General features: G+C 71.8%; 12 protein-coding genes. 6 read left to right on the forward strand and 6 right to left on the reverse strand.

Annotation, left to right across the window (positions count from 1 at the left end):
• Positions 1 to 21: 21 nt before the first annotated feature.
• The gene (locus ACZ45E_RS34735) at positions 22 to 1,530 is read left to right on the forward strand and encodes a cytochrome P450 (RefSeq protein ID WP_468228906.1); all 1,509 of its coding nucleotides are present in this window, start codon (positions 22 to 24) and stop codon (positions 1,528 to 1,530) included.
• Here ACZ45E_RS34735 and ACZ45E_RS34740 read toward each other — a convergent pair.
• The 3 genes from ACZ45E_RS34740 to ACZ45E_RS34750 all read right to left on the reverse strand — a co-directional run bounded on the left by ACZ45E_RS34740 (position 1,524) and on the right by ACZ45E_RS34750 (position 4,440).
• Complete coding sequence (locus tag ACZ45E_RS34740; protein WP_468228909.1) at positions 1,524 to 2,477, reverse strand: pseudouridine synthase; 954 nt, start codon at positions 2,475 to 2,477, stop codon at positions 1,524 to 1,526. The genes ACZ45E_RS34735 and ACZ45E_RS34740 overlap by 7 nt on opposite strands.
• Positions 2,478 to 2,568: 91 nt before the next feature.
• Positions 2,569 to 3,414 (reverse strand): siderophore-interacting protein, encoded by an 846-nt coding sequence (locus tag ACZ45E_RS34745; RefSeq protein WP_468228911.1) that lies wholly within the window; start codon positions 3,412 to 3,414, stop codon positions 2,569 to 2,571.
• A 75-nt stretch (positions 3,415 to 3,489) separates the two neighbouring features.
• Positions 3,490 to 4,440: a 5'-3' exonuclease gene (locus ACZ45E_RS34750; RefSeq protein WP_468229034.1), complete on the reverse strand. Its 951-nt coding sequence runs from the start codon at positions 4,438 to 4,440 to the stop codon at positions 3,490 to 3,492.
• 242 nt (positions 4,441 to 4,682) lie between these two features.
• Here ACZ45E_RS34750 and ACZ45E_RS34755 point away from each other — a divergent pair, with 242 nt between their 5' ends.
• The 4 genes from ACZ45E_RS34755 to ACZ45E_RS34770 all read left to right on the forward strand — a co-directional run bounded on the left by ACZ45E_RS34755 (position 4,683) and on the right by ACZ45E_RS34770 (position 9,920).
• The gene (locus ACZ45E_RS34755) at positions 4,683 to 5,801 is read left to right on the forward strand and encodes a quaternary amine ABC transporter ATP-binding protein (RefSeq protein WP_468228914.1); all 1,119 of its coding nucleotides are present in this window, start codon (positions 4,683 to 4,685) and stop codon (positions 5,799 to 5,801) included.
• On the forward strand, positions 5,794 to 8,400 hold the full coding sequence (locus ACZ45E_RS34760; RefSeq protein ID WP_468228917.1) for an ABC transporter permease/substrate binding protein: 2,607 nt from the start codon (positions 5,794 to 5,796) through the stop codon (positions 8,398 to 8,400). The genes ACZ45E_RS34755 and ACZ45E_RS34760 overlap by 8 nt, the downstream gene beginning before the upstream one ends.
• 210 nt (positions 8,401 to 8,610) lie before the next feature.
• A complete protein-coding gene (locus tag ACZ45E_RS34765; RefSeq protein ID WP_468228920.1) occupies positions 8,611 to 9,198 on the forward strand; it encodes a helix-turn-helix domain-containing protein in 588 nt (195 codons plus the stop codon).
• A gap of 5 nt (positions 9,199 to 9,203) precedes the next feature.
• The gene (locus ACZ45E_RS34770) at positions 9,204 to 9,920 is read left to right on the forward strand and encodes a helical backbone metal receptor (RefSeq protein ID WP_468228922.1); all 717 of its coding nucleotides are present in this window, start codon (positions 9,204 to 9,206) and stop codon (positions 9,918 to 9,920) included.
• Here ACZ45E_RS34770 and ACZ45E_RS34775 read toward each other — a convergent pair.
• The gene (locus ACZ45E_RS34775) at positions 9,917 to 11,059 is read right to left on the reverse strand and encodes a TDT family transporter (protein WP_468228925.1); all 1,143 of its coding nucleotides are present in this window, start codon (positions 11,057 to 11,059) and stop codon (positions 9,917 to 9,919) included. The two genes, ACZ45E_RS34770 and ACZ45E_RS34775, sit on opposite strands and share 4 nt — an antisense overlap.
• Before the next feature lie 139 nt (positions 11,060 to 11,198).
• Here ACZ45E_RS34775 and ACZ45E_RS34780 point away from each other — a divergent pair, with 139 nt between their 5' ends.
• A complete protein-coding gene (locus tag ACZ45E_RS34780) occupies positions 11,199 to 12,092 on the forward strand; it encodes a LysR family transcriptional regulator (RefSeq protein ID WP_468229037.1) in 894 nt (297 codons plus the stop codon).
• A 343-nt stretch (positions 12,093 to 12,435) separates the two neighbouring features.
• Here ACZ45E_RS34780 and ACZ45E_RS34785 read toward each other — a convergent pair whose 3' ends face one another.
• Positions 12,436 to 13,134: a gamma-glutamyl-gamma-aminobutyrate hydrolase family protein gene (locus ACZ45E_RS34785; RefSeq protein WP_468228928.1), complete on the reverse strand. Its 699-nt coding sequence runs from the start codon at positions 13,132 to 13,134 to the stop codon at positions 12,436 to 12,438.
• 37 nt (positions 13,135 to 13,171) lie between these two features.
• Positions 13,172 to 14,611, reverse strand: a complete 1,440-nt coding sequence (eat, locus tag ACZ45E_RS34790; RefSeq protein ID WP_468229039.1) for an ethanolamine permease — start codon at positions 14,609 to 14,611, stop codon at positions 13,172 to 13,174.
• Positions 14,612 to 14,724 lie beyond the last annotated feature (113 nt).

Consider the following 14,724-nt stretch of genomic DNA (forward strand, 5'->3'; position numbering starts at 1 on the left):
ACCCACGACCGGAGCATCACCGTGACGCCTCCCTCCCAGCCCTCTCAGCCGCCCGCCGGCTTCGACGCTCTCGGGGACCCCTCGCTCGGCCCGCCGCCGGGCTGTCCCGCGCACGCCCTCGGCCCGGACGGGATGCGCCGGCTCTACGGACCCGAGGCCGAGGCGGACCTCGCGGCCGTCTACGAGAAGCTGCGCGCCGAGCACGGCCCGGTGGCCCCGGCGCTGATCCACGACGACGTCCGCATGTGGGCGGTGCTCGGCCATGGCGAGAACCTCCACATGGTGCGCTCCACCTCCCAGTTCAACCGGGACGCCCGCAACTGGACCGCCCTGCGCAACGGCACCGTCAAGCCCACCCACCCGCTCGCCCCGGTCTTCAGCTGGCAGCCGATCTGCTCCATGGCCGAGGGCCCGGAGCACCTGCGGCTGCGCGGCGCGGTCACCCAGGCGCTGGAGATCATCGACCACCGCAGTCTGCGGCGCGTCATCAACAAGGCGTGCCAGGAGATCATCAACCGGTTCTCCGAGCGCGGCGAGTGCGACGTCGTCAGCGAGTTCGCCGAGCATCTGCCGATGAAGGTGATGCTGGAGCTGCTCGGCGCGCCCGAGGCCTACAGCGAGCGTTTCGTGCAGGCCGCCCGCGACATGATCAAGGGCACCGAGACGGCGATCGCCAGCAACGAATACATCATGGGCATCCTCATGGAGCTCACCGCCCGCCGCCGGGCCGCCCCCGACGACGACTTCACCAGCCGCCTCATCGCCGCCCCGGCCGGCCTCACCGACGACGAGGTGGGCCAGCACCTGCGGCTCGTCCTCATCGCGGCGTACGAGGCCACGGCCAACCTCATCGCGAACGTCCTGCGCACCGTGCTCACCGACCCGCGCTTCCGCGCCCAGCTCAACGGCGGGCAGATGACGGTGCCGGAGGCCGTCGAGCAGTCGCTGTGGGACGAGCCTCCCTTCAGCGCCATGGTCGGCTACTTCGCCAAGGTCGACACCGAGCTCGGCGGGCAGTACATCAGGGCCGGGGACGGCCTGATCTTCGGCATCGCGCCGGGCAACGTCGATCCGGCCGTCCGGCCCGATCCGACCGAGCACATGATGGGCAACCGCTCGCACCTCGCGTTCGGCGGCGGCCCGCACGAGTGTCCAGGACAGGACATCGGGCGCGCCATCGCGGACATCGGCGTCGACGCCTTCCTGATGCGGCTGCCCGACGCCGAACTCTCCGTCGACGAGAGCCAGTTGAGGTGGCGCTCGACCATCCTGTCGCAGCATCTCGTCGCGCTGCCCGTGTCGTTCACGCCGCGGGCGCAGCAGGACGTCATCACCAAGCCCAGCATGGTGCCGCCGCCGCGGCCCGACTGGCAGGTCTCCTCGGCCGCGCCCGCGCCGGTGCCCGTCCCGGCGGCTCCGGCCACGGCGCCCGACGCGACAGCTCCGGCAGGACCCGCGGGGTCCGACGAGGCGCGGGCCGGCAGGGCCGGTGCCTGGCAGCGTTTCCTGCGGTGGTGGCGCGGCTACTGATCCCAGCTGTCGTACGACTCCCAGGCCCCCAGCTGCCGCTCGCTGACGAACCGGTGCTCCTCGCCGGTCACCGGGTCCCTGAACTCCAGGGTCCGCGCGAGGAGTTGCAGGGGCCTGCGGAAGTCGTCGGGCGCGGCCGGCCCGGCGATCCGGGGGTAGAGGGGGTCGCCGAGGATCGGCAGGCCCAGGCTGTTCATGTGCACGCGCAGCTGGTGGGTGCGGCCGGTGCGGGGCGTGAGGTGGTAGAGGCCGAGACGGCCCCTGGTCCGTCCGAGCCGGATCTCGCTCACGGCGTTCGGTTCGCCGCCCGGGACCTCGTGCGCGGTGAGGACGCCGCGCTCCTTCTCGATCCTGCTGCGGACGGTGGCCGGGAGCCGCACGGCCGGGTCGTGGAGGGCCACCGCCTCGTACTCCTTGGTGACCAGCCGGTCCCGGAACAGGGTCTGGTACGCGCCCCGCTCCTCGGCCCGTACGACGAACAGGACGAGGCCGGCGGTCAGCCGGTCCAGGCGGTGGGCCGGGCCCAGCGCCCGGATCCCCGTCGCCTGCCGCAGCCGGGCCAGCGCGGTCTCGGCGATGTGGCCGCCGCGGGGGGTGGTGGCGAGGAAGTGCGGTTTGTCGGCGACGAGGATGTGGTCGTCGCGGTACACGATGCCGACGGTGAACGGCACGGGGGTCTCGGGGGCGAGATCCCGGTGGAACCAGACGTGACCGCCGGGCGCGTAGGGCGTGGCGGGGGTGACGGCTGCTCCGTCCGGGCCGACGATCCTGCCCTCGGCGATCATCGAGTCGACCGTGCCCGGGGGAGCGGCCAGCCGCGCCACGAGGTGGTCCCGCACCGTGTCCCACTCCTGGTCCCCGTTCACGGGCAGCCGTACGCGGACGGCGTCGACGCCGTCCTTCTGGGGGAGCGGGGAGGGCGGGGTGCGGCGCCTGCGGTGTCTCATCGGTGGCCAGCGTACGGGGACGTGTGGGGCGCGCTTCACCCGTCCCGCCGGTCCTCACCTCACCGGTCGCCGCCGGTCGCCGCCCGTCGTGTCAGCCGGAGACCGCCGGCGCCTCCTGCTCGGCCTCCACCTGCGCGTTCCACTCCCGCTTCGAGGCCTGCCAGCCGTCCTCGTTGTGACCCAGGCGCCAGTACCCGGAGATCGACAGGTCCTCGCGGGGGATCTCCCGGTCGACCCGCAGATGACGGCGCAGCTCCTTCACGAAGCCCGCCTCGCCGTGCACGAACACGTGCGGCCGGCCCGCGGGGAAGTCGAGTCCGGTGACGGCGGCGACCAGCGCCTGGCCGACGGGGCGGCCCGACCGGTGGAGCCAGGTGACCTCGGCGGCGGAGTCGATCTTCTGCTCCTCCTCGGGCCCCTCGACCTCCAGGAAGACATGGGCCCGCGCGCCCTCCGGCAGCGCCTCCAGGGCGGCGGCCACGGCGGGCAGCGCGCTCTCGTCGCCGACGAGCAGATGCCAGTCCGCCGAGGCGTCGGGCGCGTAGGCGCCGCCCGGGCCCATGAAGTGGATCGTCTCGCCCGGCTCGACCCGCGCGGCCCAGGGACCGGCCAGGCCCTCGTCGCCGTGGATCACGAAGTCGAGGGTGAGCTCCCGCGCCGCCGGGTCCCAGGCGCGCACCGTGTACGTACGGGTCACGGGCCACTGCTCGCGCGGCAGCTCCTCCCGGATCCGCTCCGCGTCGAACGGCTCGGCGTAGGTCACGCCCGCCGGGGCGAAGAGCAACTTCACGTAGTGGTCGGTGTATTCGAGGTCGGGCAGGTCCGCGAGGCCGTCCCCGCCGAGCACCACCCGCCGCATGTGCGGGGTCAGTTGCTCGGTGCGCACGACCTGAGCCGGGCGGGCCTTGCGGGGCTTGCGTGCGGGACGCTCGGCCATGTGCGGTCTCCCTTGGTCCATCGAGCCGTGCCGGCGATCAGCACGACGTCACTTAGGTAACCCTAAGCTAACACCTCAACCTGAGAGGGTGGTGAGGAGCCGGTGCAGGGAACCGCCCAGCCCCCAGCGGGACGCCAACTGGTCGAGCAGAGCGGGATCGCGCGGCTCCCGCGGCAAGGCGGTGTCGACCTCGGGCAGCGGGACGTCACCGGCGACCTGGACCACCTTCGGCGCCACCGCCAGATACGGGCGCGACTCGTCGAGCCGCCTGCGCTGGGCCGGCGTCAGCTTCGAGCCCGGGTCGTCGACCGCGGCCATGATCCCGGCCAGGTCCCCGTACTGGGCGAGCAGCTTCGCCGCGGTCTTCTCGCCGACGCCGGGCACGCCCGGCAGGCCGTCGCTCGGGTCGCCGCGCAGCAGCGCCATGTCCGCGTACCCCGTGCCGTCCACCCCGTACTTCTCGCGCAGCAGGTCCTCGTCGGTGACCTGCAACGAGCCGACGCCCTTCAGCGGGTAGAGGACGCGCCGCTCCCGCTTGTCGTCGACGAGCTGGAAGAGGTCCCGGTCGCCGGTGACGATGTCGACCGGACCGGTCGCCCGCCCGGTGAACGTGCCGATCACGTCGTCCGCCTCGTACCCCGCGACGCCCACGCGCGCGATGCCCACCGCGTCCAGCACGGCCTCGATGATCGGCACCTGCGGGGAGAGGGTGTCGGGGATCTCCTCCTCGTCCGGCGTCCCGGCCGCCGTCTCCTCGGCGACGCGGTGCGCCTTGTAGGAGGGGATGAGGTCGACGCGCCACTGTGGGCGCCAGTCCGCGTCCATGCACGCCACCAAGTGGGTGGGGTGGTGGTCGTGGACGAGCCGGGTGATGAATTCGAGCAGCCCGCGCACGGCGTTGACCGGTGTGCCGTCCGGGGCCTTCACGGAGTCCGGCACCCCGAAGTAGGCCCGGAAGTACAGGGAAGCGGTGTCGAGCAGCATCAGGCGCTGGTTGGCCGAGGTTTCCTGGGTCACGTCCCGCATCATGCCGCACGCCACTGACAGTCACCGACTGTGCGGGATCCGGCGTCTTTTGTTGACGGACTGTGAACTGGGCCACTCTTCTGTTTGCTTCGCATAAGAGGGGGCAGGCACCGCCTCGGAGCGGACCCGGTCATACGTTCAACTATTGAATGCGTAGCCGGTTCAAGCGGGCAGACCCCGCACCGCACCACGGCCCGCCGGCGGGGGAGGCGGGCCGTCTTGGTTCGACCCGAGAGGTGTATGTGTCCAGGCTTGAAGCCGAAGACCTGTACAAGGTGTTCGGCAGACGACCCGATGAGGCGGTGGAGGCACTCCGTCGCGGAGCCGACCGCGAGGAACTGCGCGCCGACGGCACGACGGCCGCCGTGATCGACGCGTCCTTCACCGTCGAGCCCGGCCAGATCTTCGTGGTCATGGGTCTGTCGGGATCCGGCAAGTCCACCCTTCTGCGCATGCTGAACGGATTGCTGGAGCCCACCGCGGGACACGTCCGCTTCGACGGCGACGACCTGACACGGCTGTCGCCCCGCGAGCTGCGCGAGGTCCGCTCCAAGAAGATCAGCATGGTCTTCCAGCACTTCGCGCTCTTCCCGCACCGCTCCGTCCTGGAGAACGCCGCCTACGGCCTCGAGGTGCAGGGCATACCCCGCGCCGACCGGGAGGCGCGGGCCACCGAGGCGCTGCGCCTCGCGGGCCTGGAGGGCTGGGAGAAGTCCTTCCCCGACGAGCTCTCCGGCGGTATGCAGCAGCGCGTGGGCCTCGCCCGCGCGCTGGCGACCGACGCCGACCTGCTCCTCATGGACGAGTCGTTCAGCGCGCTCGACCCGCTGATCCGGCGCGACATGCAGGACCAGCTGCTCGACCTGCAGAAGACCCTGAAGAAGACCATCGTCTTCATCACGCACGACCTCAACGAGGCCATGCGCCTCGGCGACCGCATCGCCGTCATGCGCGACGGCCGCATCGTCCAGATCGGCACCGCCGAGGACATCCTCGTCACCCCGGCCAACGAGTACGTCGCGTCCTTCACCCAGGACGTCGACCGCTCCCGCGTGCTGACCGCGGGCGCGATCATGGCCACACCCGAGCCGGGCTACACGGCGGCCGACGCTCCGGCGAAGGTCACCGAGGACACCCCGATCATCGAGCTGTTCACGCCCTGCTCGACCAGTGCCGTACCGGTCGCCGTGACCGGCGCGGACGGCGAGATCGTCGGTGTCGTACCGCGGGAGCGGCTGCTCGCCGTGCTCGGCGAGCCGATGAAGTCCGTGGAGGGCGACGGCGTGGAGCCGCAGGCCAAGGTGATCGCCCCGCGCGGCGAGGGCGACGAGCCGGTGGAGAAGGTGAACGCCGGTGCCTAGGATCCCCTTCGGTGACTGGGTCAACGATGTGGTCGAGTGGCTGCTCAACCACATGTCGTGGCTCTTCGACTTCTTCAAGACGGTCTTCGACGGCCTCTACAACGGCATCGCCGATGTGCTCCAGGCCCCCGAACCCCTGATCCTCGCGGGCATCTTCGCCGTCATCGCCTTCTGGCTGCGCGGGACGACCGCGGGTGTGCTCGCCTTCGTCGGTCTCTGGTTCATCGACAACCTGGAACTGTGGGACGACGCGATGCTGACGCTGTCGCTCGTCCTCGTGTCGACGATCATCGCGCTCGTCATCTCCGTACCGCTCGGCATCTGGGCGGCTCGCTCGAACCGGGTCAGCGGCGTGTTCCGGCCGGTCATGGACCTGATGCAGACGCTGCCGGCGATGGTCTACCTGATCCCGGCCATCCTGTTCTTCGGCTCGGGCGCCCCCGCCGGCATCGTCGCCACGCTGATCTTCGCGCTGCCCCCGGGCGTGCGCATGACCGAGCTCGGCATCCGACAGGTCGACAAGGAGCTGGTCGAGGCCGCCGACGCGTTCGGTACGAAGCCGAGCAGCACCCTGCTGCGGGTGCAGCTGCCGCTCGCCCTGCCGACGATCATGGCCGGTGTCAACCAGGTCATCATGCTGGGCCTGTCCATGGCCGCCATCGCGGGCATGGTCGGCACCGGCGGTCTCGGTGGCGCCGTCAACGAGGCCATCGGCCAGCTGAACGTGGGCCTCGGCGCCGAGGCCGGCATCTCCATCGTCATCCTGGCGATCTACCTCGACCGCATGACCAGCTCGCTGGGCACGCAGGTCTCGCCGCTCGGCCGCCGCGCGCTCGCCAAGGTGCGCGCCGCGCAGGGGTTGAAGATCTGGTCCTACCGCCCCCGGCCGGCCGTCGCCATGGTCGGCGTCGTGATCCTCGCGCTCGTCGCGGGCGGCATGGGTGTCTTCGGCGGCTCCTCGTCGACGACCGCATCGGGCACCACCACCAACGTGGGCCAGGGCAAGAAGATCTCCATCGGCTACATCCCCTGGGACGAGGGCGTCGCCTCCACGTTCCTGTGGAAGGAGCTCCTGGAGCAGCGCGGATTCGAGGTCGAGACCAAGCAGTTCGACGCGGGCCCGCTCTACACCTCGCTCGCCCAGGGCGCCGTCGACTTCCAGACCGACGCCTGGCTGCCGACCACGCACGACCAGTACTGGAAGAAGTACGGCTCCAAGCTCGAGGACCTCGGCTCCTGGTACGGGCCCACCTCCCTGGAGCTGACCGTGCCCTCGTACATGAAGGGCATCGACTCGCTCGCCGACCTCAAGGGCCAGGGGGCAAAGTTCGGCGGCAAGATCACCGGCATCGAGTCGAGCGCCGGTGAGACGTCCCTGCTCAAGAGCAAGATCCTCAAGGCGTACGGCCTCGACAAGGAGTACAAGGTCGTCGACAGCTCCACGCCGGCGATGCTGGCCGAGCTGAAGCGCGCCTACGCCAAGAAGCAGCCGATCGTCGTGCCGCTCTGGTCGCCGCACTGGGCGTACAACGACTACGACCTGAAGAAGCTCAAGGACCCGAAGGGTGCCTGGGGCAAGGGCGACGGAGTGCACTCGCTGGGCCGCAAGGGTTTCGGCACCGAGTTCCCCGAGGTCGAGCAGTGGCTCAAGGACTTCAAGATGAGCGAGAAGCAGCTCACGAGTCTCGAGGCCGAGATCAACAAGACCGGCAAGGGCAAGCAGCAGGACGCTGTGAAGACCTGGCTGAAGAAGAACCCGGGCGTCGTCGACAAGCTGGCCCCGGTCAAGAAGGCGAACGCCGCCGAGACCAAGCGTCCCGTCAACGTCGCCTGGTTCCCGTGGGACGAGGACGTCGCCGTCACCTATCTGTGGAAGAACGTCCTGCACAAGCGCGGCTACAAGCTGAACCTCAAGCAGATGGACGTCGGCCCGGTCTACACCGGCCTCGCCAGCGGTGACCTCGACGTCAACTTCGACGCCTGGCTGCCCTACGCGCAGAGCAACTACTGGAACAAGAACAAGGACAACCTGAAGGATCTGGGCAGCTGGTACAGCCCGACCTCGCTGGAGATCGCCGTTCCGTCCTACGTGAAGGGCGTCAAGTCCCTCGCGGACCTCAAGGGCAAGTCGAAGACCTTCGACGGGAAGATCATCGGCATCGAGCCGGGCACCGGCGAGATGAACCTCCTGAAGAAGGAGGTACTGCCCGGCTACGGCCTGGACAAGGAGTACGAGGTCGTCGACGGCTCCACACCGGCGATGCTGGCCGAGCTGAAGCGCGCCTACGCCAAGAAGCAGCCGGTCGCCGTCGTGCTCTGGTCGCCGCACTGGGCGTACAGCGAGTACAAGCTGACCAAGCTGGCCGACCCGGAGAAGAAGTTCGGTGAGGGCAACACGATCCGGACCATCTCCAACAAGGACTTCCCGAGCAAGTACCCGCAGCTCACGAAGTGGTTCAAGGACTTCAGGATGAGCGAGGACGAGCTGGGCAGCCTGGAGGCCGAGATCAAGAAGCGCGGACAGGGCCAGGAGGAGAAGGCCGTCTCCGCGTGGCTGGAGACACACCAGGACGTCGAGAAGCGGATGACCGCTTCCTGACACCTTCCGGGGCGAGTCCCCGAAGGCCAGGACCGAGGGGCGGGTCCCGTCGCAGCGAAGGCTGTGCGGGGCCCCGCCCCTCGGGCGTTCACGGCCCCGGAGGGCCCGATCGTGACGCACGGCTTCCCCCGCTCGCATGAAACCCTCCGGCGAACATGCGTAGGGTGCTTCCGAACGAGCAGAGCAATGCGGTGGGAGGGAGCGGACGTCATGGACGAGCACAAGGAGACACTGCGCGTGGGCGCGGCCGTCCGGCGCCGGCGCCGGACGCTCGAACTCACGCTCTCCGTCGTCGCCGAGCGCAGCGGCCTGTCCGTACCCTTCCTCAGCCAGGTCGAGAACGAGCGGGCCCGGCCCAGCCACCGCTCCCTGGAGAAGGTCGCCGACGCCCTCGGCACCACCGCGGTCGAACTGCTCGCCGCCGCGGACCCGGCCCGCACCGTGGACCTGGTGCGCGCCGACGACCCGAGCGTCGAGGAGGACTCCGCGGAGGGCGGCGGGGACTTCGTCGTACGCTCCCTCGTCCGCGGCCACCACCAGATGCACGCCCAGGAGTTCGTCGGCGACCACGACCCGGGCCGCGAGTTCCAGCTGCGCAACGACGTGCTGATGCACGTCACGGAAGGCGCCGTCGAGGTGGAGGCGGAAGGCCGCGCGTACCGCCTCGTGCGCGGCGACACCCTCTATCTGACCGGTGGCGTACGGCACCGTTGGCGGGCGACCGTCGCCGAGGCACGGGTCCTCGTGGTGGCCGTCGCCGAGCACATCGACGCGGTCGACGAACCCGGACCGAAGTAACCGCCGTGCGGGTCGTCTCGCTGGTCCCCTCGCTCACGGAGGCCGTCGCCGTGACACTGCCGGGCGTACTGGCCGCCGCCACCGACTGGTGCGTCCGCCCCGCCGGACTCGACGTGGCCCGGATCGGCGGCACCAAGAACCCCGACGTGCCGGCGATCGTGGCGCTGCGCCCCGATCTGGTCGTCGCCAACGAGGAGGAGAACCGGGCGGCCGACCTGGCGGCGCTGCGCGGAGCGGGGATCGAGGTACTGGTCACGGAGGTACGCGGGCTGCCGCAGGCCCTGAGCGAGCTGGACCGGGTACTGCGCGCGTGCGGGGCGGACTGGCGGCCCCGCTGGCTGGACGAGGCCGAGGCGGCCTGGTCCGCCCTTCCCGCGCCGCGGCGCCGTTCGCGGGCCGTCGTGCCCGTCTGGCGCCGCCCGTGGATGGTGCTCGGCCGCGCCACCTTCGCCGGCGACCTGCTGGCACGTCTCGGCGTCGACAACGTGTACGCGGGCCACGCCGAGCGCTACCCGCGCGTCCCGCTCGACGAACTGCGCGCCGCCGGAGCGGACCTGGTGGTCTTCCCCGACGAGCCGTACCGCTTCACGGCCGACGACGGCCCCGAGGCGTTCGAGGTACCCGCGGCGCTGGTCAGCGGGCGCCACCTCACCTGGTACGGGCCTTCGCTGGGGGAGGCGGCGGGGGTGCTCGGGGCGGCTCTGCGGGCCGCGCACCGCTAGCGGGGCCCGGGTGCGGGCGCTGCGAGCAGCCGTCCGCCGCGCAGGCCGCGTACCGTCCGCGTCGCGGCCACCGCCCAGGCCGCGAGCAGGACGACGTAGAGCGCGACGGCCAGGGCGTCGAACACCGCCAGGCCCGTGCGCCGGCCCAGGCCCTCCGCGCCGGTGACACAGGTGCCGATGGGGAACGTGAAGGCCCACCAGGTCATCGCGAAACCCATGCCCCTGCGCCGGGCGCGCGCCACCAGGGCGACGGAGAGCGCCAGCCACAGCAGGGCGAAACCCATCACCGGAACGCCGTAGAGGACAGCGAAGACCGCGCAGCCCTGGGCGTACGAGGCAGGCAGCACGCCGCTCGCGGCGCCGGCGAACTTGTCGACGGCGGTCGCCGACTGGCCCAGCGGGCCGAGGACCAGGAACAGGGTCGGCGTCAGCGCCAGGGGGAGCGGGCCCGCTGTGACGAGGCGCGCGAAGATCAGCGGCAGCATGACGAGCGTCGCCAGCAGGCTCAGGCCGAACAGGGCGTAACAGGCGAGCAGCAGCGTCCGCTGCCCCTGCCCGGGCGGCAGATACGGGACGAGCGACGGCCCGACCGCCGCCGACACCATCGGCGCCACCACCGGCAACAGCCACACCGGGGAGGCCTGGCCCGGCTCGATCCGGTGCCGGGTCACCATCAGATACGGGACGGTGACGGCCACGGCGAGACCCGCCAGCGTGCCCGCCACGAAGAGCACCAGGGCGACCGCGACCGCCGCCTCCGGCCCGATCCACTCCCGGCCCACCGCCGACGTGCCGCCGCCGACCGCGAGCAGCGCCATCGGCATGCAGCCGTGGAACGGGGCCACCGCCGGGTCCAGGAGGTGCGCCCGTGCCTGGTCGCGGTGGTGCGCCCAGTGCAGGGCCCGCGCGGCGAGAAGCACCAGCAGCGCCGCGCACGACAGCGCCCACACCGTCGTGCAGGCGGTCCGCAGCCCGGTGAACCGCACCGGCAGGGTCGCCCCGGCGGTCGCGACGATGGCGGTGCCCATGACGCAGGCGTACCAGTTGGGTCCGAGGTGGCGGACGGCGGCGGCCCGGCGCACCCCGATGTGGCCTTCGAGCGTCGTGGGAGCCCCGGTGGGGTGGGCGGCGGTGACCATGGATCCACCGTCGCGCGTAGGCGCGGCCCCCACCAGGGACGCTGTCACTATGGGGGCATAAGCTTCCTTTATGAGCAAGGAGCGCAGTGAGTCCACGGAGCCGACAGGTCCCACGGGCGTCACGGCCCCGCCGCCGGGCATGCTCGCGCACCGCGTCCCCGACCTCGGCGCGCTGGAGCTGCTGCTGGCCGTGGCCCGCCTCGGCAGCCTCGGCGGGGCCGCGCGTGAACTCGGCATCACCCAGCCCGCGGCGAGCAGCCGGATCCGCTCCATGGAACGCCGGCTCGGCCTCGCCCTCGTCGACCGGTCGCCGCGCGGCTCCCGGCTCACGGACACCGGCGCCCTCGTCACGGACTGGGCGCGGCGTGTCGTGGAGGCGGCCGAGGAGTTCGACGCCGGTACGCAGGCACTCCGCGACCGGCGGGACTCGCGGCTGCGGGTGGCGGCGAGCATGACGATCGCCGAGTACCTGCTGCCGCGCTGGCTGATCGCCCTGCGGGCGGCGCGGCCCGACACGGCGGTGTCGCTGCTCGCGGGCAACTCCGCGGCGGTCGCCGAGCGGTTGCTCGCGGGCGAGGCCGATCTGGGCTTCGTGGAGGGACTCTCCGTCCCCGCCGGCCTCGACTCGACCGTCATCGCCCACGACCGCCTGATCGTGGTGGTGGCCCCGGCCCACCCCTGGGCCCGCAGACGCCGGCCGCTCGCCGCGGCGGAGCTGTCCGCGACGCCGCTCATCCTCCGCGAGGAGGGCTCCGGTACCCGGCAGGTCCTCGACGCGGCGCTCGGCGGCCTGGCCCGGCCGCTGATCGAACTGTCCTCGACGACGGCGGTGAAAGCGGCCGTGGTGAGCGGGGCGGGGCCCTCGGTCCTGAGCGAGCTGGCCGTCGGCGAGGAGCTGTCCGGGCGGCGCCTGGTCAGGATTCCGCTGGAGGAGGTGCGGCTCGCGCGTGATCTGCGGGCGGTCTGGCCCACGGGGCACCTGCCGGTGGGGCCCGCCAGGGATCTGCTGGGGTTGACTCGGTCGGGGGCCTGAGCGGGTGCGCTGCGCTCGGCTTTCGGGGTGCGGGGGCTGTCTTCCAGGTCGCCGGTTTCCTTGGTTCGGCGGCGTTGGCGTTCAGGTCACGGGGCTCTGCCCCGGGCCCCGCTCCTCAATCGCCGGAGGGGCTTGATTTGGCGGTGTTTCGCCGGTGGGCCCGATCCTGAAGTCCGTTTCACCGCGCACCCGTTGGGCCGCGACGCCGATCCGGAGGGCGTCACGCGGACGCTCGCCGGGTTCGCCGGGTTCCTGTTCGACCACGCCGGTCGGCCGGACCCGTCGGGGCTGCTGATGCTCCGGGCGTTCCAGCGGGTCCGGGGGGAAGCCGTGGCGGGCTGGCTCAGAAGCCGTGCGGTGCGCCGGCGGCTCGTACCAGACCTCGGGTGACCCGTGCGTCCTCGCCCATCTCCGGGTGCCACTGCACGCCCATGACCCAGGTCATGCCGGGCAGTTCGACGGCCTCGACGGTGCCGTCCGCCGCGTGGGCCGACGCCACGAGGCCCTTGCCGATACGGGCGACGGCCTGATGGTGGTAGGTCGGGACCTCCGTGACCTCGGGCACCATCTCCCCGTACCGGGTGCCGGGTACCGGCGTCACGGTGTGCCGTCCGAAGGTCCCGACCTCCTTCCTGTGGCCCTCCAGGTGCTGCGTCAGCGTCCCGCCGAGCGCCACGTTCAGCAGCTGCATGCCGCGGCAGATGCCGAGCAGGGGAGTGCCGGAGATCATCGCGGCCCGGATCAGGGCCAGCTCCCACGTGTCCCGTTCCGGTGCCGCGGGGCCCGTACGAGGGTCGCGTTCGGCGCCGTAGCGCGTGGGTTCCACGTCCGGGCCGCCCGCGACGATCACCCCGTCGAGCCGGGCCACCACCGACGGCGCGTGCTTCGCGTCGTCGGGCGGCAGCATCATGGCGAGCCCCCCTGACTCCTGCACCAGCCGCGGGTAGCCGACCGGGAGGAGCGCCGCGGGCAGCTCCCACACGCCCCAACTGGCCTGCCGCTCCAGATAGGTGCTGATGCCGATCAGCGGCCTGCTCACCATGGTGCCGTGCTCCCCAACCTCGGTCGTGCTCCAGCGGTCAATCCCGGTCCAGCTCCGCCTCCGCCGCGGCCAGCGCGGCGAACTCCTCCTCCGGCGCCCGCGCCACGAGCCGGTGACGGCTGTAGAAGCCGAAGTAGCCGACGGCGACCGCGTAGACGCCGAGCGCGATGAGCGCCGCCGTCACGTCGACGAGGAAGGTCGCCACGAGCGCCGCGCACGCGAGCACCAGCGCCACCGAGGAGGTGAGCACGCCGCCCGGCGTGCGGTACGGCCGCGCGAGCCCGGGCTCCCGGCGCCGCAGCACGATGTGCGACAGCGACATCAGAGCGTACGAGATCGTCGCGCCGAACACCGCGACGTTCAGCATGCGGGCACCGTCCCCCGTCGCGGCGGCCAGCGCGAAGCCGATCGCGCCCGGTACGAGCAGTCCCAGGTACGGGGCTTTGCGCCGGCTGGTCAGGGAGAGGAAGCGGGGCAGGTAGCCCGCGCGGGACAGGGCGAACAGCTGGCGCGAACCGGCGTAGATCAGGGAGAAGAAGGAGGCGACAAGGCCGGCCAGACCCGCGTAGTTCACGATGCGGCTCCACGCTGTGGCCTTCCCGTCCGGTTGCAGGGCCGCCACCAGCGGGTTGCCGGCCTCCTGGATCGCCGCCGAGCCGCGCGCGCCCGCCGCGGCGAAGAAGGTCACGACGGCCAGGACGACGAGGATCGCCAGGGACCAGCGGATCGCGCGCGGCAGCGTCCGCGCCGGGTCCTTCACCTCCTCCGCCGCCAGCGGCACGCCCTCCACGCCGAGGAAGAACCACATCCCGAACGGGAACGCCGCCCAGATCCCGAGCACCCCCATCGGCAGCCAGGAGCTGGAGCCGAACGCGCCCGGGTCCGCCGGGATGTCGTCGAGCCGGGACGCGTCGAAGTCGGTGAACGCGGCCACCGCGAAGACGAGCAGCGCCGCCACCGCGATCCCCGTCACCACGAAGCTGAAGCGCAGCGCCTCGCCCACGCCCCACAGGTGGATGCCGATGAAGAGGACGAAGCAGGCCAGGTAGACGGGCCAGCCGGAGGTGAGCCCGAACAGGCCGAGCGACTCGACGTAGTCGCCGATGAACAGGGCGATGGCGGCGGGCGCGAGGACGTACTCGATGAGGATGGCGGTCCCCGTCAGGAAGCCGCCCCACGGGCCGAGGGCGCGGCGCGCGAAGCCGTAGCCACCGCCCGCCGTGGGCAGCACCGAGGACAGCTCGGCGAGCGAGAAGACCATGCAGGCGTACATCACGCCCATCAGCGCCATCGCGATGCCGAGGCCGCCGAAGCCGCCCTCCGCGAGGCCGAAGTTCCAGCCCGAGTAGTCACCGGAGACGACGTACGCGACGCCGAGCCCGGTCAGCAGCAGCCAGCCGGCGCTGCCGCGGCGCAGGGCCCGGCGCTCCAGGTAGTCGTCGCCCTCCGCCGGTGTACGGGTGTTCCCGGTGTCCATGCTCATGGCGCGGCCGCTCCCCGGCTCCGGTCCAATGGAATGGAGCCATACCTTTGCGGGGAGCGTGGTCGGAAAGCAAGACCCCTGCGTTACATCGTGGTGAAACCGCGGCC

This window comes from Streptomyces sp. NPDC030991, assembly GCF_055571235.1.

Coding starts and splice junctions, on each gene's coding strand:
- ACZ45E_RS34775 (WP_468228925.1), bottom strand. CDS start 11,059: ATGGTCACCGCCGCCCACCCCACCGGGGCTCCCACGACGCTCGAAGGC.
- ACZ45E_RS34745 (WP_468228911.1), bottom strand. CDS start 3,414: ATGGCCGAGCGTCCCGCACGCAAGCCCCGCAAGGCCCGCCCGGCTCAG.
- ACZ45E_RS34765 (WP_468228920.1), top strand. CDS start 8,611: ATGGACGAGCACAAGGAGACACTGCGCGTGGGCGCGGCCGTCCGGCGC.
- ACZ45E_RS34750 (WP_468229034.1), bottom strand. CDS start 4,440: ATGCGGGACGTGACCCAGGAAACCTCGGCCAACCAGCGCCTGATGCTG.
- ACZ45E_RS34780 (WP_468229037.1), top strand. CDS start 11,199: ATGCTCGCGCACCGCGTCCCCGACCTCGGCGCGCTGGAGCTGCTGCTG.
- ACZ45E_RS34740 (WP_468228909.1), bottom strand. CDS start 2,477: ATGAGACACCGCAGGCGCCGCACCCCGCCCTCCCCGCTCCCCCAGAAG.
- eat (WP_468229039.1), bottom strand. CDS start 14,611: ATGGACACCGGGAACACCCGTACACCGGCGGAGGGCGACGACTACCTG.
- ACZ45E_RS34785 (WP_468228928.1), bottom strand. CDS start 13,134: ATGGTGAGCAGGCCGCTGATCGGCATCAGCACCTATCTGGAGCGGCAG.